The organism is Salinicola sp. MIT1003 (assembly GCF_001858555.1).
GTDB lineage: Bacteria > Pseudomonadota > Gammaproteobacteria > Pseudomonadales > Halomonadaceae > Salinicola > Salinicola salarius.
The window spans coordinates 164,355-188,888 of the sequence record NZ_MCAP01000022.1; the positions used below are offsets into that span (position 1 = coordinate 164,355).

At 61.8% G+C, this 24,534-nt stretch carries 23 protein-coding genes; 14 read left to right on the forward strand and 9 right to left on the reverse strand.

Annotation, left to right across the window (positions count from 1 at the left end):
- Positions 1-3: 3 nt before the first annotated feature.
- Positions 4-1,671, forward strand: coding sequence for a methyl-accepting chemotaxis protein (locus BC443_RS10590; RefSeq protein WP_071231796.1), 1,668 nt, complete (start codon positions 4-6; stop codon positions 1,669-1,671).
- A gap of 241 nt (positions 1,672-1,912) precedes the next feature.
- Here BC443_RS10590 and acnA read toward each other — a convergent pair whose 3' ends face one another.
- Entirely contained in the window at positions 1,913-4,675 is a 2,763-nt protein-coding gene (gene acnA, locus BC443_RS10595) for an aconitate hydratase AcnA (RefSeq protein WP_071231797.1), read from the reverse strand.
- A 440-nt stretch (positions 4,676-5,115) separates the two neighbouring features.
- Here acnA and BC443_RS10600 point away from each other — a divergent pair, with 440 nt between their 5' ends.
- The 3 genes from BC443_RS10600 to trxB all read left to right on the forward strand — a co-directional run bounded on the left by BC443_RS10600 (position 5,116) and on the right by trxB (position 7,201).
- Positions 5,116-5,322 (forward strand): CPXCG motif-containing cysteine-rich protein, encoded by a 207-nt coding sequence (locus tag BC443_RS10600; protein WP_071231798.1) that lies wholly within the window; start codon positions 5,116-5,118, stop codon positions 5,320-5,322.
- 146 nt (positions 5,323-5,468) lie between these two features.
- Entirely contained in the window at positions 5,469-6,071 is a 603-nt protein-coding gene (locus tag BC443_RS10605; RefSeq protein WP_071231799.1) for a peroxiredoxin, read from the forward strand.
- Positions 6,072-6,250: 179 nt separating this feature from the next.
- Complete coding sequence (gene trxB / locus BC443_RS10610) at positions 6,251-7,201, forward strand: thioredoxin-disulfide reductase (protein WP_071231800.1); 951 nt, start codon at positions 6,251-6,253, stop codon at positions 7,199-7,201.
- A gap of 178 nt (positions 7,202-7,379) precedes the next feature.
- On the opposite strand, the gene BC443_RS10615 is transcribed toward trxB, so the two are convergent.
- Complete coding sequence (locus BC443_RS10615) at positions 7,380-7,658, reverse strand: SlyX family protein (protein WP_348769672.1); 279 nt, start codon at positions 7,656-7,658, stop codon at positions 7,380-7,382.
- 146 nt (positions 7,659-7,804) lie between these two features.
- Here BC443_RS10615 and BC443_RS19215 point away from each other — a divergent pair, with 146 nt between their 5' ends.
- Positions 7,805-8,287 carry a cold shock domain-containing protein gene (locus BC443_RS19215; protein ID WP_071231802.1) on the forward strand — a complete coding sequence of 161 codons (483 nt, stop codon included), beginning with the start codon at positions 7,805-7,807 and terminating at the stop codon, positions 8,285-8,287.
- A gap of 63 nt (positions 8,288-8,350) precedes the next feature.
- Here the strand turns inward: BC443_RS19215 and BC443_RS10625 are convergent, their stop codons facing one another.
- From BC443_RS10625 to BC443_RS10645, 5 genes are all read right to left on the reverse strand, one after another.
- On the reverse strand, positions 8,351-9,292 hold the full coding sequence (locus BC443_RS10625; protein ID WP_071231803.1) for a cation diffusion facilitator family transporter: 942 nt from the start codon (positions 9,290-9,292) through the stop codon (positions 8,351-8,353).
- Between the two features lie 48 nt (positions 9,293-9,340).
- Complete coding sequence (locus BC443_RS10630) at positions 9,341-9,733, reverse strand: hypothetical protein (RefSeq protein ID WP_071231804.1); 393 nt, start codon at positions 9,731-9,733, stop codon at positions 9,341-9,343.
- A 7-nt stretch (positions 9,734-9,740) separates the two neighbouring features.
- Positions 9,741-10,898: a succinyl-diaminopimelate desuccinylase gene (gene dapE / locus BC443_RS10635; protein ID WP_071231805.1), complete on the reverse strand. Its 1,158-nt coding sequence runs from the start codon at positions 10,896-10,898 to the stop codon at positions 9,741-9,743.
- 35 nt (positions 10,899-10,933) lie between these two features.
- Positions 10,934-11,959 carry a 2,3,4,5-tetrahydropyridine-2,6-dicarboxylate N-succinyltransferase gene (gene dapD, locus BC443_RS10640; protein ID WP_071231806.1) on the reverse strand — a complete coding sequence of 342 codons (1,026 nt, stop codon included), beginning with the start codon at positions 11,957-11,959 and terminating at the stop codon, positions 10,934-10,936.
- Positions 11,960-12,053: 94 nt separating this feature from the next.
- On the reverse strand, positions 12,054-12,416 hold the full coding sequence (locus BC443_RS10645; protein ID WP_071231807.1) for an ArsC family reductase: 363 nt from the start codon (positions 12,414-12,416) through the stop codon (positions 12,054-12,056).
- 212 nt (positions 12,417-12,628) lie between these two features.
- Here BC443_RS10645 and BC443_RS19220 point away from each other — a divergent pair, with 212 nt between their 5' ends.
- Complete coding sequence (locus tag BC443_RS19220) at positions 12,629-13,036, forward strand: DUF305 domain-containing protein (RefSeq protein ID WP_277354940.1); 408 nt, start codon at positions 12,629-12,631, stop codon at positions 13,034-13,036.
- 46 nt (positions 13,037-13,082) lie between these two features.
- On the opposite strand, the gene BC443_RS10655 is transcribed toward BC443_RS19220, so the two are convergent.
- Both BC443_RS10655 and map read right to left on the reverse strand, forming a co-directional pair.
- Entirely contained in the window at positions 13,083-15,758 is a 2,676-nt protein-coding gene (locus BC443_RS10655; RefSeq protein ID WP_071231808.1) for a [protein-PII] uridylyltransferase, read from the reverse strand.
- 39 nt (positions 15,759-15,797) lie between these two features.
- Positions 15,798-16,589, reverse strand: coding sequence for a type I methionyl aminopeptidase (map, locus tag BC443_RS10660; RefSeq protein WP_071231809.1), 792 nt, complete (start codon positions 16,587-16,589; stop codon positions 15,798-15,800).
- Between the two features lie 356 nt (positions 16,590-16,945).
- Between map and rpsB the strand changes: the two genes are divergently transcribed.
- From rpsB to rseP, 8 genes are all read left to right on the forward strand, one after another.
- Positions 16,946-17,686, forward strand: coding sequence for a 30S ribosomal protein S2 (gene rpsB, locus BC443_RS10665; protein ID WP_071231810.1), 741 nt, complete (start codon positions 16,946-16,948; stop codon positions 17,684-17,686).
- Positions 17,687-17,859: 173 nt separating this feature from the next.
- Positions 17,860-18,729 (forward strand): translation elongation factor Ts, encoded by an 870-nt coding sequence (tsf, locus tag BC443_RS10670; RefSeq protein ID WP_071231811.1) that lies wholly within the window; start codon positions 17,860-17,862, stop codon positions 18,727-18,729.
- A 159-nt stretch (positions 18,730-18,888) separates the two neighbouring features.
- Positions 18,889-19,662, forward strand: a complete 774-nt coding sequence (gene pyrH / locus BC443_RS10675) for a UMP kinase (RefSeq protein WP_071231812.1) — start codon at positions 18,889-18,891, stop codon at positions 19,660-19,662.
- Positions 19,663-19,672: 10 nt separating this feature from the next.
- Positions 19,673-20,230 (forward strand): ribosome recycling factor, encoded by a 558-nt coding sequence (gene frr / locus BC443_RS10680; RefSeq protein WP_071231813.1) that lies wholly within the window; start codon positions 19,673-19,675, stop codon positions 20,228-20,230.
- A gap of 63 nt (positions 20,231-20,293) precedes the next feature.
- A complete protein-coding gene (uppS, locus tag BC443_RS10685; protein ID WP_071231814.1) occupies positions 20,294-21,055 on the forward strand; it encodes a polyprenyl diphosphate synthase in 762 nt (253 codons plus the stop codon).
- Positions 21,048-21,848, forward strand: a complete 801-nt coding sequence (locus tag BC443_RS10690; protein ID WP_071231815.1) for a phosphatidate cytidylyltransferase — start codon at positions 21,048-21,050, stop codon at positions 21,846-21,848. The genes uppS and BC443_RS10690 overlap by 8 nt, the downstream gene beginning before the upstream one ends.
- 7 nt (positions 21,849-21,855) lie before the next feature.
- Entirely contained in the window at positions 21,856-23,067 is a 1,212-nt protein-coding gene (gene ispC / locus BC443_RS10695; protein ID WP_071231816.1) for a 1-deoxy-D-xylulose-5-phosphate reductoisomerase, read from the forward strand.
- Entirely contained in the window at positions 23,067-24,422 is a 1,356-nt protein-coding gene (gene rseP, locus BC443_RS10700) for a sigma E protease regulator RseP (RefSeq protein ID WP_071231817.1), read from the forward strand. The genes ispC and rseP overlap by 1 nt, the downstream gene beginning before the upstream one ends.
- The last annotated feature ends 112 nt before the right edge of the window (positions 24,423-24,534 follow it).

The window sequence follows — 24,534 nt, forward strand, 5'->3', positions numbered from 1 at the left end:
AAAATGAAGAACCTATCTGTCAGAAGAAGCCTGACGCTGGCTCTAGCCGTGCTGGTGGCAATGATTGGAGCAATCAGTGGGGTAGGGTTCTACTCCAACAGCACCAGTTCGGACGTGATAGACGAGCTATCAGAAATCAATATTGAGCAGACCAATACACTGAACCGCACACAGGTCAATCTGCTCGGCGTAAGGATCATGCTGGAGAAAGCCGCTGTTCTCAGCCAGACCAGTGATGAAGACGCCTTGGCGATGCAGCAGCGCGCTCAGGATGCGCTCGCCAGGGCGATGGAACGGTATGCCGAGTTCCAGCGAGTCCCTACGAGCCAGGACAGCCGCCGCGATCCCTATGTCGATGCGATCAATGCCGCGTATACGGAGTTGGTTCCACAGACGTTGCAACCTCTGCTGGCAAACAGCGATCCGGACGAGATCAGGCGTGAAGAGCAACGTCTCGACGATAATTTCGCCGCTTTCGATGAGGCGTCCCGTGCGTTCGTCCGCTATGTCGAGGAACGGGGCGATGAGCTGATCGCCAACGACGCCCAGTCGACCCTGATCGTGGAAATCGTATCCATCGCGCTGCTCCTGCTGGCGCTGGTCGCCGCGTTGCTCGTGCGTATCGCGATGATTCGAACCGTCGTGAACCCGCTGCAGGAAGCCGTCGATCACTTCGACCGTATAGCCAACGGCGACCTGACAGCCGAGATCGAGAATCGCGGAACCAATGAGATCGGCAGGCTGTTCGGCGCGCTGAAGAACATGCAGGTCAAGCTGAGCGAGTTGGTGCTGTCCCTGCGTAGCAGCAGCGATAGTGTCTTCACCGGTGCCGGCGAGATTGCAAGCGGCAGTCAGAATCTATCGACGCGCACCGAAGAGCAGGCCTCCGCACTCCAGGAAACGGCCTCGAGCATGGAGCAGATGGCCTCCACCGTGCGCCAGAATACCGATTCGGCCATTGAAGCCGATCGCCTCTCCTCCAGTGCTTCGCAGGCCGCCGAAACAGGGGGCAAGGAAGTTCAGCGCACTGCGGACCTGATGCGTGAAATCGCGGCGAGTTCCCGTAAGATCCAGGAAATCATCGGCGTTATCGACTCCATCGCGTTCCAGACCAACATTCTGGCGCTGAATGCTTCCGTCGAAGCGGCTCGCGCCGGCGAGCAGGGGCGTGGCTTCGCGGTGGTCGCCAGCGAAGTGCGGTTGCTGGCCAGCCGTAGCGCTGATTCCGCCAAAGAGATCCGCACCATGATCGAGGAGACCACATCCAAGATCGAAGTCGGCGCCGAGCAGGCAGAGCGCAGCGGACAGACCATCAACGAGACCGTGGATGCGATTCGCCAGGTATCTGCGCTGATGAATGAAATCGCTACGGCGACGCGCGAGCAGAATAGCGGTATCGACCAGATCAACGTGGCAGTGACGCAGATGGACTCGGTGACCCAGCAGAACGCGTCTCTCGTCGAGCAGACGAGTGCCGCGGCTGCCTCGCTCGAGAGCCAGGCCAAGCATTTGGCGAAGCTGATTGCCACGTTCCGGGTCAACGGTGCTGCCGCTCCGGCCACGACGGCTAGTCTGGCCGATATCCCGCAGTCTTCTTTGCCGGCCCCGTCGCGCAAACCGAAGACGAGCGCGCGCTCTGTTGCGACCGAGGAGGAGTGGAGCGAGTTCTAGGTCAGCGCCACTGAAAGACCTATCGAGCCCGCCTCGATGAACTGCACCCCGAAAGCTGGATGCCAAATCAGCCTTCGGGGTGTTTTTATTGCAAGCGAGCCGTTGGCAAGGCGCCGAACCGGACCCCGCGAGGTACCGCAACGTCAATGGCGGCAAAGCGGCTTGCCTGTGACCCGACACGAAAAAGCCCCACCGGTCGGTGGGGCTTCGTTCGCGACTTGCTTGACCGCTCGAGGCGGATTTACAGCATGCTGCGCAGCACGTAGTGGAGGATGCCGCCGTGGCGGTAGTACTCCAGCTCGTTGGCGGTATCGATGCGGCAGAGCGCGTCGATCTTCTTCTCGCCCTTGTCGCTGGCGATGGTCACCTTGACGTTGCCGCCGGGAGTGAGGTCCGCCAGTCCTTCGATGGAGAGGGTCTCGTCGCCGGTCAGGCCCAGCGTTTCGCGGCTTTCCCCTTCGGGGAACTGCAGCGGCAGCACGCCCATGCCGATCAGGTTGGAGCGGTGGATACGCTCGTAGGACTCGGTCAGAACGGCGCGAACGCCGAGCAGGCGCGTACCCTTGGCAGCCCAGTCACGGGAGGAGCCGGTGCCGTACTCCTTGCCGGCGATCACCACCAGCGGCGTGTCGTCTTCGGCATACTTCATCGCCGCATCGTAGATCGACATCTGCTCGCCGCTGGGCACGTGACGGGTGTAGCCGCCTTCGACGTTCTCCAGCATCTCGTTGCGAATACGCACGTTGGCGAAAGTGCCACGCATCATCACTTCGTGGTTGCCGCGACGCGAGCCGTAGGAGTTGAAATCCTTCACCGCCACGCCGTGCTCCTGCAGATACTTGCCTGCGGGGCTATCTGGCTTGATCGAGCCGGCCGGCGAAATATGATCGGTGGTGACGGAGTCGCCAAGCTTGGCCAGAACGCGGGCGTTCGTGATGTCCTCGACCGGCTTCGGCTCCTTGTCCATGCCTTCGAAGAAGGGCGGGTGCTGGATGTAGGTGGAGTCCTCGGACCAGGCATAGACCTCGCTCTCGGGGAACTCGATCGACTGCCAGATCTCGTCGCCGTCGAAGACCTCGGCATACTCTTTGCGGTACATCTCGGTCTTGACCTTTTCGACCGCCTCGGCGATCTCGGCCTGGGAGGGCCAGATGTCCTTCAGATAGACGTCGTTGCCCTGCGGGTCCTTGCCCAGCGGTTCCTTGGTGAGATCCTTGCGCACGTTGCCGGCCAGCGCATAAGCGACCACCAGGGGCGGCGATGCGAGCCAGTTGGTCTTCACCAGCGGATGGACGCGACCTTCGAAGTTGCGGTTGCCGGAGAGCACCGAGGCGACGGTAAGATCGCCGGCATTGACGGCCTTCTCGATCGGCTCGGGCAGCGGGCCGGAGTTGCCGATACAGGTCGTGCAGCCGTAGCCGACCAGGTTGAAGCCCAGTGCGTCGAGATCATCCTGAACGCCGCCAGCGGCCAGGTAGTCGGTCACTACCTTGGAGCCGGGGGCGAGCGAAGTCTTGACCCAGGGTTTGGTGGTCAGGCCCTTTTCATGGGCTTTGCGTGCCAACAGGCCGGCCGCCATCATCACGCTGGGGTTGGAGGTGTTGGTGCAGGAGGTGATGGCGGCGATCACCACGGCACCATGGTTGAGAGAGAACGTCTCGCCCTCGTACTCCACATCCTGGCTGTCGCCGGTGCGATAGTCACGGCCGGTCCGGTAGGCTTCGCCATCGGCAGGCGGAGCACCTACCGCGGTATCGCCGCCTTCGGACATCCACTTGCCTTGCTCTTCCTTGGAAGCGTCCGGTTTGTCGCCGTTCATCAAGCTTTCGAACGTGGCTTTCAGGTCGGTCAGGGCGACGCGGTCCTGCGGACGCTTGGGGCCGGCCATGGACGCTTCGACCTCGCCCATGTCGAGATGGAGCGCATCGGTGAAAGTCGGCTCGGCGCCCGGCTGACGCCACAGGCCCTGGGCCTGGGTGTAAGCCTTGACCAGTTCGATCTGTTCCTCGTCGCGGCCGGTCAGGCGCAGGTAGTTGAGCGTCTCGTCGTCGACCGGGAAGAAGCCGCAGGTCGCGCCGTATTCGGGCGCCATGTTGGCGATGGTGGCGCGGTCCGCCAGCGGCAGGTCATCGAGGCCATCGCCGTAGAATTCGACGAATTTGCCCACGACGCCTTTCTTGCGCAGCATCTGGGTGACGGTCAGCACCAGATCGGTGGCGGTGATGCCTTCGTTGAGCTTGCCGGTCAGCTTGAAGCCGACCACTTCCGGGATCAGCATCGAGACGGGCTGGCCGAGCATTGCCGCTTCGGCTTCGATACCGCCAACGCCCCAGCCGAGAATGCCCAGGCCGTTGATCATGGTGGTATGGGAGTCGGTACCGACCAGCGTGTCCGGGAAGGCGTAGGTCTTGCCGTCGACTTCCTTGGTCCACACCGTCTTGCCGAGGTATTCCAGGTTGACCTGGTGGCAGATGCCGGTACCCGGCGGCACGACGCGGAAATTATCGAACGCGTTCTGGCCCCAGCGCAGGAATTCGTAGCGCTCGCGGTTGCGCTCCATCTCGATGGCGACGTTGTCCTTGAACGCGGAGGCGTCGCCGAAGTGGTCGACCATCACCGAGTGGTCGATGACCAGATCGACTGGCGAAAGCGGGTTGATGCGATCGGCCTTGGCGCCCAGCTTCTTGACCGCGTCACGCATGGCGGCCAGATCGACCACGCCGGGGACGCCGGTGAAGTCTTGCATCAATACGCGCGCCGGGCGATAGCCGATCTCGCGAGTCGACCTGCCTTCCTTGAGCCAGTCGGCCAACGCCTGGATGTCTTCCTTCGCCACGGTGGGGTCGTCGGCATAGCGCAGCTGGTTTTCCAGCAGCACCTTGAGCGTCATCGGCAGCTTGTCGATGTTACCGAGCGTCTCGGCCGCCTTGGGCAGGCTGTAGTAGTGAAAGGTGGTGCCTTTGACGTCGAGCGTCGCCAGCGTATGACTCGGGTCTGTAGACATCAGGGTGGTCCTCCTCGTGGCGGCGGCTGGGCCTGATACTCGGCGCCAGCGAGCCTGTCCGGTTCCTTAACGGCGATACGTCGGCCTTTTCTGCTTTTTGGCCGCCGGGCGCCTGTCGATGGGGTGTCAGTACACCGCTCTTCTATCGGATCGCTGCCAGTCCGTTTCGCCATGCCGAACGAAATCGCTCGGTCATTTAGCGACCCGGCAAGCGATTGCACCGCATTGCCGGACGAATTGGGTTGTCGACAATAATCATGGGCACGATAACATGCATTTTCAATCGGAGGCTTCGAGACTATCGTCCGGTGTAGTCGTCCGGCACGGTCTTGAAAATGCCTGTCGTTGCCACCAGTTTCAGCGTAGTCCGTGCCGCCACACTCTGCAGCGCTACCTGCTCAGGAGCCTGTGGACACCACCCACGTTTCGAAAGGTTGCTCATGCCACAGGAGACGATCGTTGATTGGCCGGTTCACTGTCCGTATTGCGACGCGCCTTTTTCGCTGTTGCTGGATGTGAGTGCGGGTGGCTATGACACCTGGGAGGATTGCGTGGTCTGCTGCCAGCCGATTCATGTCGTGGTGGAAACGACGCACACAGGTGAGCTGGCAGCCGTCACCCTGGCCAGTGACGACGATGTGGTGTGAAAGAGCTTGATAGCGATATCGCAAAGCATTGATAGTCAATTGCTATGCGTTCAATTGCGGCAATTAAATTGGAGTATGAGTGATTAGCCATTAGTCTAGTCGCTCAAAATTCGTAACCTCACGATAAACCACGACAGGAGATGTTCATGAGCGTACTCGTAGGACGCCAAGCCCCGGATTTCGAAGCCGCAGCCGTAATGCCTGACGGTTCAATCAAGGACGATTTCCGCCTGTCCGACAGCAACGGCAAGCTGCGCGTGCTGTTCTTCTGGCCGCTGGATTTCACCTTCGTCTGCCCGTCCGAAATCATCGCCCATGACAATCGTCTGGCGAAGTTCAAGGAACTCGGCGTCGAAGTGATCGGTGCCTCCATCGATTCGCAGTACACGCACCACGCATGGCGCAAGACGTCTCCGGACGCTGGCGGCATCGGTGAAGTCGGCTTCCCGGTCGTGGCCGACGTCAAGCACGAGATCTGCCAGGCCTACGGCATCGAACATCCGGAAGCCGGTGTCGCACTGCGCGCCTCTTTCCTGATCGACGAAGATGGCGTCGTCCAGCACCAGACCGTCAACAACCTGCCGCTGGGCCGTAACGTCGACGAGATGCTGCGCATGGTCAAGGCGCTCAAGTATCACCAGACTCACGGCGAAGTCTGCCCGGCAGGCTGGGAAGAAGGCCAGGAAGGTATGAAGGACACCGCCGAAGGCGTGGCCAAGTACCTGGGCACTCACGCCGGCAACCTGTAAGCGGCGTGATCATCGAAGGCGGCCCGACGGGCCGCCTTTGTCGTTTCTGGTATCATTTCGCCGATTGCAGTGTCCTGTGGCATGACCCGGCTGCGGGCGTGACTCGATAGCGGAGCCATGCCACAGGACGTTGAGTATCGATATACGCCAACCAAATCGTTGATTGAATCGAGGTAGTCATGAGCGACGCGCGCCACGAACGTTTGATTATTCTGGGCTCCGGGCCGGCCGGTTACACGGCCGCCGTCTATGCCGCGCGGGCGAATCTCAAGCCGTTGCTGATCACGGGCATGCAGGCCGGCGGGCAGTTGACCACGACCACCGACGTCGACAACTGGCCGGGCGACGATGAAGGTGTCCAGGGTCCCGAGCTGATGGAGCGCATGCGCAAGCATGCGGAGCGTTTCCAGACGGAAGTGCTGTTCGATCACATCAATGAGGTCGAGCTGCGCGAGAAGCCGTTCACGCTCAAGGGAGACAACGGCACCTACACCTGCGATGCGCTGATCATTGCCACCGGTGCCAGCGCCCGATATCTGGGGCTGCCTTCGGAACAGCAGTTCATGGGGCAGGGCGTTTCCGCCTGTGCGACCTGTGATGGATTCTTCTACCGTAACCAGCATGTCGTCGTGGTCGGTGGCGGCAACACGGCAATGGAAGAGGCGCTCTATCTTTCCAATATCGCGTCGAAAGTCACGCTGGTTCATCGACGCGATAGCCTTCGCGGCGAGAAGATCCTGCAGGATCGTCTGCACGAAAAGGTCGAGAACGGCAACATGGCGATCGAGTGGAATCACACCCTCGACGAGGTGCTGGGTGACGGCAGCGGCGTTACCGGTGTACGGTTGCGTTCCACGCTGAGCGGCGAAACCAAGCAGCTCGACGCCATGGGCGTGTTCATCGCCATTGGCCATACGCCGAATACCGGTATCTTCGAAGGCCAGCTCGACATGGCCAACGGTTACATCCGTGTTCAGTCCGGGCTGGAAGGTAACGCCACGGCGACGAGCGTCCCCGGCGTATTCGCGGCGGGTGATGTCATGGACCATGTCTATCGTCAGGCCATCACTTCCGCAGGCAGTGGCTGCATGGCGGCGCTCGATGCGGAGCGATTCCTGGACGATTTGTAAGCCGGCCTTCGCCCGGCGTGTGAAGAGCGACACTGCGTGCCGGGAAGAGATGGGCTGAAAGAAAGGACAAAATCCTCGAACGAAGCATGCCAGCGACGGACCATATCGTCGCTGGCATGTTTGCGTTTAGGAGCTGCTGCATCCTGAGCTCGTGGCTCGTGGCTCGTGGCTCGTGGCTTTAGTAATGGGGTGGCAGTTCGTCCTCGGGGCGTGGCACATCTCCTCCCAGCTCATCGATCGCCTGACGCTGCTCGCTGAGTCGTTCACGCATCAACTGATTGAGACGGGTGAGCTTTTCCAGTTCGCTTGCCTGTTCCCTGACCAACCTGTCGAGCGTTTCCAGCCAATCGTCCTGGAACGCCACGCGGCTCTCCAGTGCATCGAGACGCGCTTCCAGGGACATGCGCGAGGTCGGCTCTACCGTGTTAGACTTCCAAGGCTGTGTGTCATCTTTCATTCACGGCACCTTTAGTTAGGGTAGTTAGTGGCAACAATAGGTTAGTTAGTAAGTAAGTTGATGATATCAGGTAAGAAAAACCGTCCCTGCTCGAGGTCAAGAGCAGGGCGTTTTCCTTGTTCCGACGTCTAGAGATATGAGAATCCATGAATAGCAAGGTAATTCTGCGTTGTACGCTGATCAGTCTACTCCTTTCGATACCCTCGCCATTGCTGATTGGTCTCTTGATTACGCTGATCAGTAGCATGTTGGCAACCGACCTGACCTGGTTCTTGAACGTGGAAGGCGTCTCGGCCATGTACGCTGCTACGGTAATCGCCGTCTTCATCGTACTGTGGCTGGGTACTCTGGCCATGGCGCTGCTGGCGCCAGCGACCCCGAAAGCGGTCACTGCAGCCATGCTCGCCGATGTCGAAAACGACGACCGTGAGCTGGGCGAGGTCAAGTGGTTCAACGTCAACAAAGGCTATGGCTTCATCACCCGAGCCGATGGCGAGGATGTCTTCGTGCATTTCCGCGCGATTCGCGGCAAGGGGCATCGGACCCTGGCCGAGGGGCAGAAAGTGCGTTACCACGTGATCGAGAACGATCGTGGATTGCAGGCGGATGACGTGACCGTCATCACCTGAGCCGGCAGTTGAACGATCGATACCCCTCCGAGGCAAAGCCTCGAGGGGTATTTTTTTACTGGATCAACTGCTGGCGTGGGATTCCGGCGGTATCTCGTCGACCCCGGCCCGGGCCTCGGCCTCGACGAACACGCGCTTGACGCTGTCGTGGGCCTGCTTGATCTCGCGGTCGAGCCTGACGATGGTTCGCTCGATCTGCTCTGCGGTAGCGCTTCGAGCGAAGCGGACGCTGAGGTTGACCAGGATGAAATTGGGCCCCATGTGCATGGTCAGCACTTCATTGACGCCCTCGACGCCATCGGCGCTCCCCGCCAGTTGCCGGATGTTTTCGACCACATTCTGGTTAGCGCTTTCGCCGATCAACAGGCTCTTGGTTTCCTTGGCCAGCCAGATCGCGGTGCCGCCCAGCAGCAGGCCGATGATGACCGAGGCGATGCCGTCGAACAGCAGAATGCCGGTCCACTGCGACAGCGCCACGCCGGCCAGGGCGACCATCAGACCCAGCAGTGCCGCCGAATCCTCGAAGATCACCACGAACATCGAGGGGTCCTTGCCGCGATGTACGGCCTCGACGTAGCCCCATTTGCCCTTGGTCTTGCGAAACTCGTTGAGCGCGAAGGCCCAGGAGGCGCCTTCGAACAGAATGCCCAGGCCCAGCACGACATAGTTGACCAGCGGCGACTCGATCGGCTCGGGATGCAGGATATGTATCACCCCTTCGTACAGGGAGACACCGGAGCCGATCGCAAAGATCAGCAGCGCGACCACGAAACTCCAGAAGTAGATTTCCTTGCCGTGGCCGAAGGGGAACTGGGGGCTCGGGGGCCGTTTGGCGCGCTTCATGCCCAGCAGCAGCAGAATCTGGTTGCCGGTATCCACCACCGAATGGATGCCTTCGGATAGCATCGCCGAGCTGCCGGTGATGGTGGCCGCCACGAATTTGGTCACCGCGATGAGCAGGTTGCCGCCCATGGCGGCATAGATGACTGGCTTGGATTCCGCCATTCGAATGACTTCCTGTCAGATGGGCCGCGTTTCGGCGGCCAGGCGTAATTAGCGGCCTGAATCCGGCCACTCTATGATGTTTTCACTGCCGTCCGGCAGGACTTGCCAGAAGCGATCGGGATCATCGCCAGGTTGCCAGCCGCCGAGAGAACAGCGGGCCTCGCAGCCCAGCTCGCCAGCGGCGTCACGCGCACAGTCGGTATCCCTGGGCCAGGGCGTGGCATCGCAATCGAACCACAGACTGGCGTAGCCGTCAGCGGCCCGTTCGACGAGCATGATGCCGATTTCGCGCTCGGCGCCCGCCGCCTTGCCACGCCAGATCCCCTTGCCGGCGCGGCCCAGTGTCATCTCCTCATCGCCCAGGGCGGCCCTGAGCCATCGGGTGATGGTGTCGACGTCGGCGATGGCGAGATAGATTTCGATGTCAGGAAAACGCTCCATGGGTTCCTCAGGTGAACAGCCGCTCGAGTGTCACTTCGTAGATGCGGCTCAGGGTATCGAGGTCGTCGGCACGGATGCGTTCGTTGACCTGGTGAATAGTGGCATTGACGGGACCCAGCTCGATTACCTGTGTGCCCAGTGTAGCAATGAAGCGGCCGTCCGACGTGCCGCCCGAGGTCGAAAGCGTCGGCCGGTGTCCGGTGACGCTCTCGCAGGCCTGCTGGGTTGCCTCGAGCAGCTCGCCGGCCGCGGTCAGGAATGGTTCGCCGTTGAGCGTCCAGTCGATCTGATAGTCGAGTCCGTGAGCGGAGAGCTTCCGCTCGACCCGTTCGCGTAGCTGAAGATGCGTCACTTCGCTGGAATAGCGGAAGTTGAACGTTACTTCCAGCTCGCCGGGAACGACATTGGTCGCGCCGGTTCCGGCATGCAGGTTGGAGATCTGGAAACTGGTCGCCGGGAAGAAGTCGTTACCGGCATCCCAGGACTCGTTCACCAGCTCGGACAGGGCCGGCAGCGCCTGATGAATCGGATTGCGGGCCAGGTGCGGATAGGCCACGTGACCCTGAATGCCGCGCACGCGAAGCACGCCGCCCAGCGAGCCGCGGCGCCCGTTCTTGATCACGTCGCCGAGATGGCTGGTAGAGGAGGGCTCGCCGACGATGCAGTAGTCCAGCGGCTCATTGCGTTCGCGCAGCCGTTCGACGACCGCGCGAGTGCCGTGTACCGCTGGCCCTTCTTCATCGGCGGTGATTAGGAAACCGATCCTGCCGTGATGATTCGGATGCGCGGCGACGAAGCGCTCGACCGCCGTCACCATCGACGCCAGGCTGCCCTTCATGTCGGCGGCACCCCGACCGCAGAGAAAGCCCGCCTCGTCGATCAACGGCTCGAAGGGCGGATGTTGCCATTCGCTCTCCGGGCCGCTGGGTACGACATCGGTGTGGCCGGCAAAGGCGAGCATCGGCCCGTGCTGGCCGCGGGTAGCCCAGAAGTTGTCGATGCCGCCGATCGGCATGCGCTCGATCTGAAAGCCGATCCGTTCCAGCCGCTCGATCATCAATGCCTGGCAATCATGGTCGTCCGGCGTCACCGACGGTCGCCTGAGCAGCTCCAGGGCCAGGGCCAGCGTGTCGGAAGGCGCGGTCGTCTGTGACGCGTTAGGCATGCAGTTCTCCAGGGCAGGCGGCCGATCGGTCCGGATCAATTGTGAGCGTGCAGGGATTCGTTGAGCGCCACGGCACTCTTGTTGGTGCGGCACTCCAGGCGCCCGGTCACCGAGTGGCGAATGAACAGAAGGTCGTCCTGGCCTGCGAGTTCACGGGCGGCGACGGTCTTGACGGCCTCGCCCTTGTCGTCGAGCACGGTCACCTTGGAGCCAGCGGTGACATAGAGGCCCGCTTCGACAGTGCAGCGGTCGCCGAGGGGAATGCCAAGGCCGGCGTTGGCGCCGATCAGGCAGTTCTCGCCGATCTTGATCACCACGTTGCCGCCGCCCGAGAGCGTGCCCATGGTCGAGCAGCCGGCGCCCAGGTCCGAGCCCTTGCCGACGAAGACACCGGCGGAGATCCGGCCTTCGACCATACCCGGACCTTCGGTGCCGGCATTGAAGTTGCAGAAACCTTCGTGCATGACCGTGGTGCCTTCGCCCAGGTGGGCGCCGAGACGCACGCGGGCGGTATCGCCGATCCGGATACCCTTGGGCACGACGTAATCGGTCATCTTGGGGAACTTGTCGACGCAGTCCACGGAGAGCGCGCGTCCGGCGAGACGGGCCTTGAGACGACGTGCCGGCAGCTCTTCGACGTCGATGGGGCCTTCGTTGGTCCAGGCGATGTTCTTGAGCAGGCCGAACATGCCATCGAGCTGGGTGCCGTGAGGCTTGATCAGGCGATGGGAGAGCAAGTGCAGCTTGAGATAGACCTCCGGTACGCTGGTCGGCGCATGATCCTCGCTCAGAAAGACGGCGACCAGCGGACGCTGCGCGTCGGCGAAGGTCTCGGCGATATCGGCCTGATCGGTGGCGCCGGCGTCGCGCAGGGCCTTGGCCAGGGGGGCTGCCTGTTCCGGCAGGAAGCTGACGACTTCCTCGGCCTCGTCAGCACCCAGCGCCTGGCGTGCAGCGGCGACGAGCTTGGCGTCGGGCTGGTGCAGCGGGGCCGGGTAGTAGACTTCGAGCCAGTCGCCCTGACTGTTCTGAGTGCCGATTCCTAGCGCGAAGCTCAGCATCGCAGGTTCCTCATGATGGTTCTCGAAAGGGGTCGTCGAGATGGTTGTCGAAAGGGGTCGTCGAGACGGCCGTGGACCAGGTGCGCCGGGCCACTCAGGACGCCAGCGCTGCGTAGCGGGCAGGGTCGAAGCCGACGATCAGCGTGTCGTCGCTTTCGGGCTTTGCGCTTTGCAGTACCGGGCGCTTGATCAATGTCGGATTGGCGAGCATCAATGCCCGCGCCCGCTCGGCATCCAGCGGCTGCTTGTCCGCGGCATCGAGCTGGCGCCAGGTCGTGCTGCGGGTGTTGAGCAGCGTTTTCCAGTCGGCCTGGCTCAGGAAGGCGTCCAGTTGCCGTGGCTCGAGGCCGTCTTCGCGCAGATCGTGGTAGCGATAGGCGATGCCCTGATCCTCGAGCAGGCGTCGGGCCTTGCGGCAGGTATCGCAGGTCTTGATGCCGTAAACGGTGATGGTCATGCAGCGGGCCGTTGCGCGTCTCTGAAGAAGCGGACGATTATAGGCGTCCGCGCACGGCGGCTCAAACCGCGCCGGTTTGCCGCAGGGTACAGGCCGGGAAAACTTGGCTGGTTCGGCCCGGGCGGTGAGATAATCGGAACCGTCAGGTCGCGCTTGACCTGTGGGTTACACCTCGGTGCTAGTGTCGCATTTTCCCTGGGGAGAGATAACGAATGATGACTTCAAAGCGCTGGATGGCCGGTCTCGTGGCGGCTGGCTCGCTGGTTTTCGCCGTTGGTGGTTTTGCCCAGTCCGGTGGCGGTAATGGGGATCACCAGGTTCACTCCGGCTCGGATATCCATGCCGACCTCAGCGAGGCCGGCGATGCCTATCGCGAGGCGGCGACGATCATGCAGCACGACATGGAGCAGGCGAATACCGGTGACCCGGATGTCGACTTCGCTACCGGCATGCTGGCGCATCACAAGGGGGCGGTCGCGATGGCTCAGGTCGAGCTGGAGTATGGCAATGACCCGGAGATGCGGGCGCTGGCTCAAAAGATCATCGAGGCCCAACAGGCAGAAATAGAACAGATGCAGGCGTGGCTGAAAGCCAACGCCGATCCTGCACCGGTCGATTGACGATGACTGGCCGTCGCTTCGTCTAGCAGCTCGTCCGCCTGGCACGTCATACGTCGAGCACTTCGTACAGGCGCTCGCGCAGGCGTGCCTGGGCTTCCGGGTCGGTCAGCGGCTGGCCGCGCTTGTCGGTGATGAAGAAGACGTCCTCGACACGCTCGCCGAGGGTGGCGATCTTGGCCGCCGACAAGGCGATGTTCTGTTCCATGAAGATGCGTCCGACGCGAGCCAGCAGCCCCGGGCGGTCCGGTGCGATCAGTTCCAGCGAGGTGCGGGCATTGGCGGGATCCTGCTCGATGATGACCTCGATCGGCACCCGGAAATGCTTCAGCTGTCGCGGGGTATGGCGGCTGACGATCTGCGGATAGTCGTCCGGGTCGTCGAGTTCCTCGACCAGATGACGGCGGATCGTTTCCAGTCGTTCCGGATCGCGAATGGCTTCGTCATCGTCATCCAGCAGGATGAAGGTATTGAGCGTCCAGTCGTCGCTGGACGTGGCGATGCGCGCATCGTGGATCGACAGGCCCAGTTGCTCGATGGCGGCGGCCGTGGCGGCGAACAGGTCATCGGCCGAACGGGTGTGGATGAACAGCTTGGTGCCGCCCTCGGTCATGTCCTCGCTGGGCGCGCTGACCAGGATCAGCGGCAGATGATCGTCACGATGGGCGAGAATGCCCTGGGTCTGCCAGACGATTTCGCTGGGCGTGTACTGGAGGAAATAGTCTTCGCCGAAGGTTTGCCAGAGTGCGGTGACACGGGCGATGTCGGCGCCGATGGCCCGCAGCAGGCCCGAGGCTTCCTCGCGGGTCTCGCTGGCCCAGCCCTGGCGATCGACGGTGTTGTCGAGCCCCCGACGCAGTACGCGACGGGTCTCGGTGTAGAGCTGGCGCATCAGCGAGGCGCGCCATCCGTTCCATAGCGTCGGGTTGGTGGCGCTGATGTCGGCGACGGTCAGTGCGTAGAGATAGTCGAGATGGGTTTCGTCGCGCACCGTGCGGGCGAAGGCGTGGATCACGTCCGGGTCGGAGATGTCGCGCTTCTGGGCGGTCTTCGACATCAGCAGATGATGCTCCACCAGCCATGCGACCAGGCGTGTATCCCAGTTCGACAGCGCGTGGCGCTGGCAGAATTCGGCGGCGTCGATCGCGCCGAGCTCCGAGTGATCGCCGCCGCGGCCCTTGCCGATATCGTGGTAGAGCCCGGCGATCCACAGCAGTTCGAGCTTGGGCAGTTTCTGAATCACGTCGATCGCGACGGTGTATTCATCGGTATCCCGTTCCTCGCGGAAGCGCTGGAGAAAGCTCAGGAGACGCAGCGTATGCGCGTCGACGGTATAGATGTGGAACAGGTCGTGCTGCATCAGGCCGACGGCTTCGCCGAACTCGGGCAGGTACTTGCCCAGCACCCCGTAGCGGTTCATGCGGGTGAGTTGGGTCGGCACATCGCCGCCGCTGCGTAACAGCTCCATGAACAGGCTCTGATGGCGCAGGTCGTCGCGAAAGGCGTCGTCGATCAGATGGCGGTGATCGCGGATCTGACGGATGGTGTCGGCACGCACGCCTTCGATCTCCGGATGCTGCGCCATCACCAGGAACAGCTCCAGCAACGCGCCGGGGCGGTGGAGAAAGACGTTGGGATGGCGCAGCTGGATGTAGCCGCCTCGAATCTCGAAGCGTGCGTTGATCGGCTTGACCTCGAGCGACTCGCCCGCGTGGAGGATCACCTCGTCGAAATGCTGCAGCAACATGTCGTTGAGCCCGGCCAGCGCGGTGACATGGCGATAGTAGGCTTTCATGAACTGCTCGACCGCGAGACGCTGCGGCGTGTCGGTGTATCCGAACAGCTTGGCCAGGGCGCGCTGATGATCGAACAGCAGGCGGTCTTCGGCGCGCTCCGCGATCATGTGCAGCGCATAGCGCACCTGCCACAGGAAGGCCTGGCCCTGGCTCAGAATCCGCAGTTCGGCGTCGTTCATGAAGCCTTGGGCGACGACATCCTCGTAGCGCAGCGGCCCGAAATGGCGCTTGGCCACCCAGCCGATCATCTGGATGTCGCGCAGCCCGCCTGGCGCGCTCTTGAGGTTGGGCTCGAGATGATACTCGGAGTTGTTGTGCTTGAAGTGGCGGGTAATCTGCTCCTGCCACTTGCCCTCGAAAAATGTGGCCGATGACCACATGTGCCGGGTCGACAGTCGTTCCCGCATCGCCTCGCGCAGACTTTCCGGCCCCGCCAGCGTCCGGGTTTCCAGCAGGTTGGTGATGACGGTGATGTCGCCTCGGGCTTCGCGTTCGCAGTCGTTGAGCGAGCGTACGCTCTGGCCGATCTCGAGGCCGATGTCCCAGAGGAAGGTAATGAAGCTGGTCAGCGACTCGCGATACGGCGTGTCATCGTCGGTGCCGAGCAGCAGCAGCAGGTCGATGTCGGAGTAGGGGTGCAACTCGCCACGGCCGTAACCGCCGACGGCGAGGAGCGCGACGTTGTCGTCCGGCCACTCGAATCGCTCCCAGGCAATTTCGAGCAACCGGTCCAGGCACCAGGCGCGACCGTAGACCAGGTCGCGTACGTCGGCACCGGCGCGGAAGCGCTCGTCGAGGCGCTCCCGGATCGTCCTGAGGGCCTGTTTGAACAGCGGGATCGGTTGACGATCCCGCGCCAGCGCCTCGCGAAAGGCCGTTGCATCGAATAGCGTCGGGTCGGGGTGAAAGCGATAGTGATGCAGCAGCATGCGACGTGCGTCTCCGATGGCGAGGCGTTGGCTGGACGATCAGGACGCCAGGAAGCTGAAGTCTTCGTCGGAACGTGCCGTCAGGACTTCCACGCCAGTGGCGGTAACCAGCAGGGTGTGTTCCCACTGTGCAGACAGGCTCTTGTCCTTGGTCACGGCTGTCCAGCCATCCTTCAATACCTTGGTGCGATAGCCGCCGGCGTTGAGCATCGGCTCGATGGTCAGGCACATGCCTTCGGCGAGTTCGACGTCGGCCTCCGGAGCATAGCCGTCGTAGTGCAGCACCTGCGGTTCTTCGTGGAAACCGGCGCCGATGCCGTGGCCGCAGAAGTCGCGCACCACCGAGTAGCCGGCTTTCTCGGCGTGCGCCTGGATGACGCGGGCGATGGTGGATAGCTTGACGCCCGGTCGAACCTCGGCGATACCTTTATATAGGCTCTCCTGAGTGATGCGACACAGGCGTTCGCCCTGGATCGTGTCGCCGATCACGAACATCATGCTGCTGTCGCCGTGGTAACCGTCCGGTGTCTTCACGGTCACATCGATGTTCATGATGTCGCCATTCTTGAGCTTCTTGTCGAAGTCCGGAATGCCGTGACAGACCACGTGGTTGATCGAGGTGCAGATAGACTTGGGAAAGCCGTGGTAATTGAGCGAGGCGGAGATCGATCCGAGTTCCTGGACCACGAAGTCATCGCAGAGCTTGTCGAGTTCGCCGGTGCTGACGCCTGCCCGAACATGTGGCGTGATCATTTCCAGTACGGCGGCGGCCTGGCGTCCGGCTTCGCGCATTTTCTCGATTTCTTCGGGGGTCTTGCGTGGAATGTTCATGCGCTCTCTCGATAGGGGCGATAGGGTGACGAGTCGTTTCGGGCGTCGATGAGAGGCTACCCTTGGCGAGAGGGTTGGACGACCGGCGACTTCATCTTGCGTGCGTTCTATGGTATAAATCCGCGCGCTCGACTGCAATTGCCCTGTCTTTAGGGGCAGGCAAGCTGGCATGCGATATGCATCATGTCGTTGCCATCACGGCAGTCGAGCCCGTAGCGACGAGGGCTTTCCCATGATTGCCTCGTCATCAAAAACACACACGCACCGACACATGGTCCCGGGTGCCGCGACGGCTTGGCCGAACGGTCGGATCCATGGGGTGTGTGGAGGCCTAACCCGATTCTTCAGGAGTCATCATGGCACAAGTCAATATGCGTGACCTGCTCAAGGCAGGCGCACACTTCGGTCACCAGACTCGTTACTGGAACCCGAAGATGGGTCAGTACATCTTCGGCGCCCGTAACAAGATCCACATCATCAACCTCGAGCACACGCTGCCGGCACTGCTGGAAGCGACGAGCGTCGTCGAGAAGATGGCCTCTTCCAACAACAAGATCCTGTTCGTCGGCACCAAGCGTTCCGCCAGCAAGATCATCAAGGAAGAAGCCAATCGTGTGGGTCAGCCGTTCGTCAACCATCGCTGGCTCGGCGGCATGTTGACCAACTACAAGACCATTCGTCAGTCGATCAAGCGTCTGCGCGAACTCGAAACCATGCGCGAAGACGGCACGTTCGAGAAACTGACCAAGAAAGAAGTCCTGATGGCGACTCGCGAGCAGGACAAGCTCGAACGCTCCATCGGCGGTATCAAGGACATGGGCGGTCTGCCCGATGCGCTGTTCGTGATCGACGTCGACCATGAACGCATCGCGATCAACGAAGCCAACAAGCTGGGCATTCCGGTGATCGGTGTGGTCGATACCAACTCCAATCCGGACGGCGTCGATTACGTCATCCCGGGTAACGACGACTCCATCCGTGCCATCCAGATCTATGTGCAGGCGATCGCCGATGCCTGCGGCAAAGCGAAGGAAGGTCGCCCCGACGAGTTCGTCGAGGTGAGCGAGACAAGTGAGACGAGCGACGCCGCCCAGTAAGCAAGAGGGAAGCGGCATCGAGTCTGCGCTGAGCATGCTCCCGCAGAGTGGCAGTCGTTTGCCGATCTCGGCGCAGATAAAAGGGGGCTTATAGCCCCCTTTTTACACTTACACCCGGAGCGGTGCTCTTTGGCGCCGCTCGTCAGACGAAACACGATTCTCAGGGGTAGAACATGGCAGCTATCAGCGCTTCTCTGGTCAAGGAACTGCGTGAGCGTACCGGTCTCGGCATGATGGAGTGCAAGAAAGCACTGACCGAAGCCGACGGCGATATCGAGCGTGCGATCGAAGATCTGCGCAAGAACTCCGGCTTGAAGGCCGCCAAGAAGGCAGGCCGTATCGCCGCTGAAGGCGCAATCCTGACTCAGGTCGCCGAAGACGGCAGCTGCGCCGCGATGCTGGAAGTCAATTCGGAAACCGACTTCGTCTCTCGCGACGACAACTTCAAGGGTTTCGCCGCTAAGGTTCTGGCCAAGGTTTTCGAGACCAAGTCCGAAGACATCGCCACGATCATGGAAGGTGAACTGGAAGACGCCCGCAACCAGCTGGTGCAGAAGATCGGCGAGAACATCTCCGTGCGTCGTGCGGTCGTCGTTGAAGCACCGGAAGGCGGCGTCGTCGGTGCCTACGTCCATGGTGACCGTATCGGCGTGCTGACCGTTCTCAACGGTGGCAACCCGGAAGTGGCCAAGGACATTTCCATGCACGTGGCCGCGATCAACCCGGTCGTCGCGCGTCCGGAAGACATGCCGCAGGCGCAGCTGGACAGCGAGAAGGCGATCATCCTGGCGCAGCCGGATATGGCAGGCAAGCCGGCGGAAATCGCCGAGAAGATGGTCCAGGGCCGTCTCAAGAAGTATCTGGCGGAAAACAGCCTGACCGAGCAGCCGTTCGTCAAGGATCCGAATCAGACCGTCGCGGCATATGCCAAGGCTGCCGGTGGCGAAGTCGTCGGGTTCACGCGCTTCGAGGTCGGTGAAGGCATCGAGAAAGAAGAAGTCGACTTCGCCAAGGAAGTGATGGAACAGGCTCGTCGCAGCTGAGTTTCCTGTAATGCCTAGGGTTGAGGATCAGGTATCATCGCCTGGTTCCAGCCTCATCGATGGCGTGCGCGAAAGCGCACGCCATCGCGTATCCGGCAGATGAGAAATGCATCTGTCATGACCTGCCGAACCCGACTCGTCAAACCAGGAGAAAGCGTCATGCCTGAAGTCATCGATCGACCCAACAAGCCCAACGAGCGTGGCGATAAGCCTGAACGTGGCGATAAGTCAAAGTACAAGCGCATATTGCTGAAGCTGTCAGGTGAGGCGCTGACCGGTGAGCAGGACTTTGGCATCGACCCCAAGGTGCTCGATCGCATGGCGCTGGAGATTGGTCAACTGGTGGGCATCGGTGTTCAAATCGGGATCGTGATCGGCGGCGGCAACCTGTTCCGGGGCGCGGCGTTGCATGCGGCGGGCATGGAGCGGGTCACCGGCGATCATATGGGCATGCTGGCCACGGTGATGAACGCACTGGCGATGCGCGATGCGCTGGAGCGCTCCAACATTCGTTCGCGGGTGATGTCGGCAATCCCCATGAGCGGTGTCGTCGAACACTATGATCGGCGTACCGCGATTCGCTATCTCACGTCCGGTGACGTGGTCATCTTCTCCGCCGGTACGGGTAACCCCTTCTTTACGACCGACTCTGCCGCCTGCCTGCGAGGCATCGAGATCGACGCCAACGTGGTGGTCAAGGCAACCAAGGTCGATGGTGTCTACGACAAGGACCCGGTCAAGCATCCGGAAGCCGTCAAGTACGAGCGTTTGGGCTACGATGACGTGCTGGACCAGAAGCTTGGCGTCATGGATTTGACCGCCATCTGCCTGGTACGGGACCATGACATGCCGGTTCGCGTCTTCGACATGACCAAGCCTGGGGCGCTGTTGAATCTGGTAGTCGGTGGGCGAGAAGGCACGCTGATTGATTGAGGTTTAGGACATGATCGACGATATCAAGAAAGACGCTAGCGCGCGCATGAAGAAGAGCCTGGAAGCGCTCCAGAACAATTTTCACAAGATCCGCACGGGGCGGGCACACCCGAGTATCCTCGACGCGGTGATGGTGGAGTATTACGGCAGTAACATGCCGATCAACCAGGTTGCCAACATCACGATCGAAGACGCCCGCACTCTGGCGGTGACGCCCTGGGAGCGGCCGATGGTGCCGAAGGTCGAGAAGGCGATCATGATGGCCGACCTGGGACTGAACCCTGCCACGGCGGGCAACGTGATCCGGGTTCCGATGCCGCCGTTGACCGAGGAGACGCGCCGCAACTATATCAAGCAGGCGCGTGCCGAGGCCGAGAACGCGCGCGTTGCGATCCGCAGCATACGCCGTGACGCCAATGGCGACCTCAAGACGTTGCTCAAGGACAAGGAGATCAACGAAGACGAGGAGCGCCGCGGTGAAGAGGAAATCCAGAAGCTGACCGATAAGCACGTCGCTGAAATCGATCGGCTCCTGGAAACCAAGGAACACGACCTGATGCAGGTATGAGGACCGGGGCGTCCGGGCTCGATAGGGGTCGGGCGCCACTGTCCACCTGTCTTGCGAGCTATCATGACAGACATGCAGTCGCGTGACGTTCAAGCGATGTCGCCGATGCCTCGCCACGTGGCGATCATCATGGACGGCAACAATCGCTGGGCGCGCGCCAGAGGGCTTTCCAGCGCGCAAGGACATCGTGCTGGCGTCGAATCGCTGCGTGCGGTCATTCGGCGTGCGGCAGAGCAACGTATCGAGACCCTTACGCTCTTCGCCTTTTCAAGTGAAAACTGGCGCCGGCCCTCGGCCGAGGTCAGCGCGCTGATGGAGCTTTTCATGCTGGTGCTCAAGCGCGAGGTGAAAAAGCTCCACGAAAACGATATTCGTCTCAGCATCATTGGCGATCGTCAGCGTTTCTCGTCGTCTTTGCAGAAGTCGATGAGTCGTGCCGAAGCACTGACCCGCGACAATACGGGGATGCATCTCGTGGTGGCGGCCAATTACGGTGGCCGTTGGGACATCGCTTCCGCAGCACAGCGCCTGGCGCGCAAGGTTGCCGAGGGTGTGATGAGTCCCGATGCCATCGACGAGACGGCGCTGGATCGCGAGATATGCCTGAGTCAGGAACCACCGATCGATCTGTGCATTCGCACCAGTGGGGAGCAACGAATCTCTAATTTCCTGTTATGGCAGCTTGCCTACGCGGAGTTCGTGTTTGCGCCGGAGCTGTGGCCCGATTTCGACGGTGCGGCATTCGATGCAGCGCTCGAGACTTTTCAGCAACGTCAGCGCCGTTTCGGCATGAGCCAGCAGCAGATCGAGGCCCAGGGTGCTTAAGCAGCGCATATTGACGGCGCTGGTATTGGCGCCTCTGGCACTCGGTGGCCTGTTCGGGTTGTCGGGGGGCGGCTTTGCGACGTTTACCGCCCTGGTGGTGCTGCTTGGCGCGTGGGAGTGGGCGCGTCTCGCCGGATTCGATGACGTCAAGTCGAGGCTGCTCTACACTGCTGGTCTCGGGCTGTTGCTATCGATTGTCTGGTGGGCGGATTGGATGCTGGATCGTTGGCCACTATGGATCGGCGCCATTGGCTGGTCGATCAACGCCTGGTGGGTTTCGCGCTATCCCCAAAAGACCGAACAGTGGCAGCCGCCGGCGCTGCGCCTGGGCATGGGAGCCTGGGTGCTGTTGCCTTGTTGGGTCGGGCTCTACCAGTTGCGGCAGGACGGTAGCGAGTGGCTGCTGTTCGTACTGCTGCTGGTCTGGGTGGCAGACATCGGTGCGTATTTCTCCGGTCGGCGCTTCGGCCGCCGCAAGCTGGCGCCGCACGTCAGTCCGGGCAAGTCCTGGGAAGGCGTCTATGGTGGCTGGGTAGCCGTGGCGATCCTGGTCTTCATCTACGCCGCGTGGCTGTCGCTCGATAGTCGTCAGACGCTGGCCTTGCTGGCCGTGGCGCTGGTCGTCGCGTTCATTTCCGTCATCGGGGATCTACTCGAAAGCATGCTCAAGCGCTTTCGTGGCCTGAAGGATTCCAGTCGTCTGCTACCGGGTCACGGTGGCATTCTCGACCGCATCGATAGCCTGACCGCTGCCGTTCCGCTCTTCGCTTTGATCCTCCCCTGGCTGGGATAGCACGCTGATGCCCTCATCTTCTCGCAAGGTCACCCTGCTGGGTGCAACCGGTTCCATCGGTCGCAGCACGCTGGACGTGATCTCTCAACACCCCGACGCTTACGAACTCTATGCGGTGACCGCGCATCGTTCGCGCGAGTCGCTGCTCGATATCTGTTTGCGTTTTGCCCCGGCCCGAGCGGTGATCGGCACGGAGAACGATGCCGAATGGCTTCGAACGCAGTTGCGCGAAGCCGGGCGTGGTGATGTCGATGTCGGCCATGGAGAGGCAGCGCTATTGGACGTGGCGCGCGCCGCCGAGGCCGATACGGTGATGGCGGCGATCATCGGGGCGGCGGGATTGCTGCCGACGCTGGCAGCCGTGGAAGCCGGCAAGCGCGTGCTGCTGGCCAACAAGGAAGCGCTGGTGATGTCCGGCGGGCTTTTCATGGATGCCGTGTCGCGTCATGGCGCGACTCTTTTGCCCATCGATTCGGAACATAATGCCATCTATCAGTGTCTTCCTATGCAGCATCGTGGCGGGTTGTCCCGTCACGGCGTGTCGCGGCTACTGTTGACCGCCTCGGGCGGGCCGTTCCGGGAGTGGTCTCGGGAGGCACTGGAAGCGGTGACGCCGGATCAGGCCTGTGCTCATCCCAATTGGTCGATGGGGCGCAAGATCTCGGTGGACAGCGCGACCTTGATGAACAAGGGGCTCGAATTGATCGAGGCCTGCTGGCTGTTCGATGCGGCGCCCGAGCAGGTCGAGGTGGTGGTCCATCCGCAAAGCATCGTTCATTCGATGGTCGGTTATGTCGACGGCTCGGTGCTGGCGCAGATGGGGAATCCGGACATGCGGACGCCGATCGCCTATGGTCTGGCCTGGCCGGCGCGAGTCGAAGCCGGGGTCGAGCCTCTCGATCTGTTCGCGGTGTCCCGGCTCGATTTCGAGGCTCCGGACGAAGCGCGCTTCCCCTGCCTGCGCCTGGCGCGGGAAGCCATGGCGGCAGGCGGTACGGCACCCGCGAGTCTCAATGCCGCCAATGAAGTGGCGGTGCAGGCGTTCCTCGATGGAAGACTCCCTTTTCTGGGTATCGCTCGTCTGGTGCAGGCGACCCTGGAGGCGACCGAGGTGCGCGCGGCGGATTCGCTCGACGTGGTATTGTGCGAGGATGCACGAGCACGGCAGTTGGCCGAGCGTTTGCTGCGTCAACGGTCTTTCCAGGAGGGGCGGGCGTGATGGATACGATCCAGAATGTACTGGCGGTCATCGTCGTACTCGGTCTGCTTATCACGTTTCACGAGTTCGGGCATTTCTGGGTGGCCCGTCGTTGCGGCGTCAAGGTGCTCCGCTTCTCGGTCGGTTTCGGCAAGCCGCTGTGGTCGCGCTTCGATCGGCAGGGCACGGAATATGCCATCGCTGCCATTCCGTTGGGCGGTTATGTCAAGATGCTCGACGAGCGCGAGGGGCCGGTAGCGCCGGAAGAGCTCGATCGCGCTTTCAATCGCAAGAGCGTCTGGGCCCGAATCGCGATCGTGGCGGCGGGACCGATTGCCAATTTCCTGTTGGCGCTGGTGGCCTACTGGGCACTGTTCGTTTATGGGTCGACCACGGTAGCGCCGGTGATCGGCGACGTGGCGCCGGATTCGCTCGCGTTCCAGGGCGGCTTGCGCAGTGGTCAGGAGATCGTCAGTGTCGAGGGCCACGAGACACCGTCGTGGAACGAGGTCAATCTGCAGCTGATCGCGGCCATCGGCGCCGATGGCGCGCTTCAGTTCACGACTCGCGATCCCTCGGGTGGCGCGACGCGAACGCACGCCGTGCCGGTGCAGCAGTGGCTGGTGCGTCAGGATCCGCCGCAACCGATGTCGTCACTCGGCATTACCCCGTGGCGCCCTGAAGTCCCGGCAACGCTGGGGCGCGTGCTCGAGGATAGCCCGGCGAGCCGTGCCGGACTGGAAGCGGGCGATCGGATCGTCAGCGTCGACGGCAAACCGGTTGCCGATTGGGTGGCGTTCGTCGATGTCGTTCGCAGCCATCCCGGTGCCGATCTGTCCCTGGAGGTCGAGCGAGACGGCGTGACGCGCAGCATCACGCTGAAATCCGAGTCGAGGCAGGCCGAAGATGGCGAGCACATCGGTTACGTTGGTGCCGCATCACAAGCGGTCGAGTGGCCTGAATCCTATCGCCGGGAGATTCGCTATGGTCCGATCGAGGCGATCGGGCAGGCAGTGACCAAGACGGGCGAGATGACGTGGCTGACGGCGGACTCGATCCGCAAGATGATCGTCGGCTGGATATCGCCTTCGAACCTGTCGGGGCCGATCACCATTGCTCGCATTGCCGGAGATTCGGCACGCAGCGGGGTCGAGACATTCATCGGCTTCCTGGCTTATCTGTCGATCAGCCTGGGGGTTCTGAACCTGTTGCCGATTCCGGTACTCGATGGGGGGCATCTGGCCTATTACCTGATCGAGCTGGTTCGAGGCAAGCCAGTGTCGGAAACCGCCCAGGCGATGGGCCTGCGCGTCGGCGTGGCGCTGGTCGGGTGCCTGATGATGATGGCGCTCTACTTCGATCTGATGCGACTGTGATGACAGAGATTTGATGCGACGCTAGCGACGGGATGCCGTTAGCGGTCAGCGCCGAGAATGCCGGCGCACGGGAAGACCCCATGAGTGGCAAGCCGTGAGCTTGTCAGTCATA

Coding starts and splice junctions, on each gene's coding strand:
- BC443_RS10590 (WP_071231796.1), top strand. CDS start 4: ATGAAGAACCTATCTGTCAGAAGAAGCCTGACGCTGGCTCTAGCCGTG.
- acnA (WP_071231797.1), bottom strand. CDS start 4,675: ATGTCTACAGACCCGAGTCATACGCTGGCGACGCTCGACGTCAAAGGC.
- BC443_RS10600 (WP_071231798.1), top strand. CDS start 5,116: ATGCCACAGGAGACGATCGTTGATTGGCCGGTTCACTGTCCGTATTGC.
- BC443_RS10605 (WP_071231799.1), top strand. CDS start 5,469: ATGAGCGTACTCGTAGGACGCCAAGCCCCGGATTTCGAAGCCGCAGCC.
- trxB (WP_071231800.1), top strand. CDS start 6,251: ATGAGCGACGCGCGCCACGAACGTTTGATTATTCTGGGCTCCGGGCCG.
- BC443_RS10615 (WP_348769672.1), bottom strand. CDS start 7,658: ATGAAAGATGACACACAGCCTTGGAAGTCTAACACGGTAGAGCCGACC.
- BC443_RS19215 (WP_071231802.1), top strand. CDS start 7,805: ATGAATAGCAAGGTAATTCTGCGTTGTACGCTGATCAGTCTACTCCTT.
- BC443_RS10625 (WP_071231803.1), bottom strand. CDS start 9,292: ATGGCGGAATCCAAGCCAGTCATCTATGCCGCCATGGGCGGCAACCTG.
- BC443_RS10630 (WP_071231804.1), bottom strand. CDS start 9,733: ATGGAGCGTTTTCCTGACATCGAAATCTATCTCGCCATCGCCGACGTC.
- dapE (WP_071231805.1), bottom strand. CDS start 10,898: ATGCCTAACGCGTCACAGACGACCGCGCCTTCCGACACGCTGGCCCTG.
- dapD (WP_071231806.1), bottom strand. CDS start 11,959: ATGCTGAGCTTCGCGCTAGGAATCGGCACTCAGAACAGTCAGGGCGAC.
- BC443_RS10645 (WP_071231807.1), bottom strand. CDS start 12,416: ATGACCATCACCGTTTACGGCATCAAGACCTGCGATACCTGCCGCAAG.
- BC443_RS19220 (WP_277354940.1), top strand. CDS start 12,629: ATGATGACTTCAAAGCGCTGGATGGCCGGTCTCGTGGCGGCTGGCTCG.
- BC443_RS10655 (WP_071231808.1), bottom strand. CDS start 15,758: ATGCTGCTGCATCACTATCGCTTTCACCCCGACCCGACGCTATTCGAT.
- map (WP_071231809.1), bottom strand. CDS start 16,589: ATGAACATTCCACGCAAGACCCCCGAAGAAATCGAGAAAATGCGCGAA.
- rpsB (WP_071231810.1), top strand. CDS start 16,946: ATGGCACAAGTCAATATGCGTGACCTGCTCAAGGCAGGCGCACACTTC.
- tsf (WP_071231811.1), top strand. CDS start 17,860: ATGGCAGCTATCAGCGCTTCTCTGGTCAAGGAACTGCGTGAGCGTACC.
- pyrH (WP_071231812.1), top strand. CDS start 18,889: ATGCCTGAAGTCATCGATCGACCCAACAAGCCCAACGAGCGTGGCGAT.
- frr (WP_071231813.1), top strand. CDS start 19,673: ATGATCGACGATATCAAGAAAGACGCTAGCGCGCGCATGAAGAAGAGC.
- uppS (WP_071231814.1), top strand. CDS start 20,294: ATGACAGACATGCAGTCGCGTGACGTTCAAGCGATGTCGCCGATGCCT.
- ispC (WP_071231816.1), top strand. CDS start 21,856: ATGCCCTCATCTTCTCGCAAGGTCACCCTGCTGGGTGCAACCGGTTCC.
- rseP (WP_071231817.1), top strand. CDS start 23,067: ATGGATACGATCCAGAATGTACTGGCGGTCATCGTCGTACTCGGTCTG.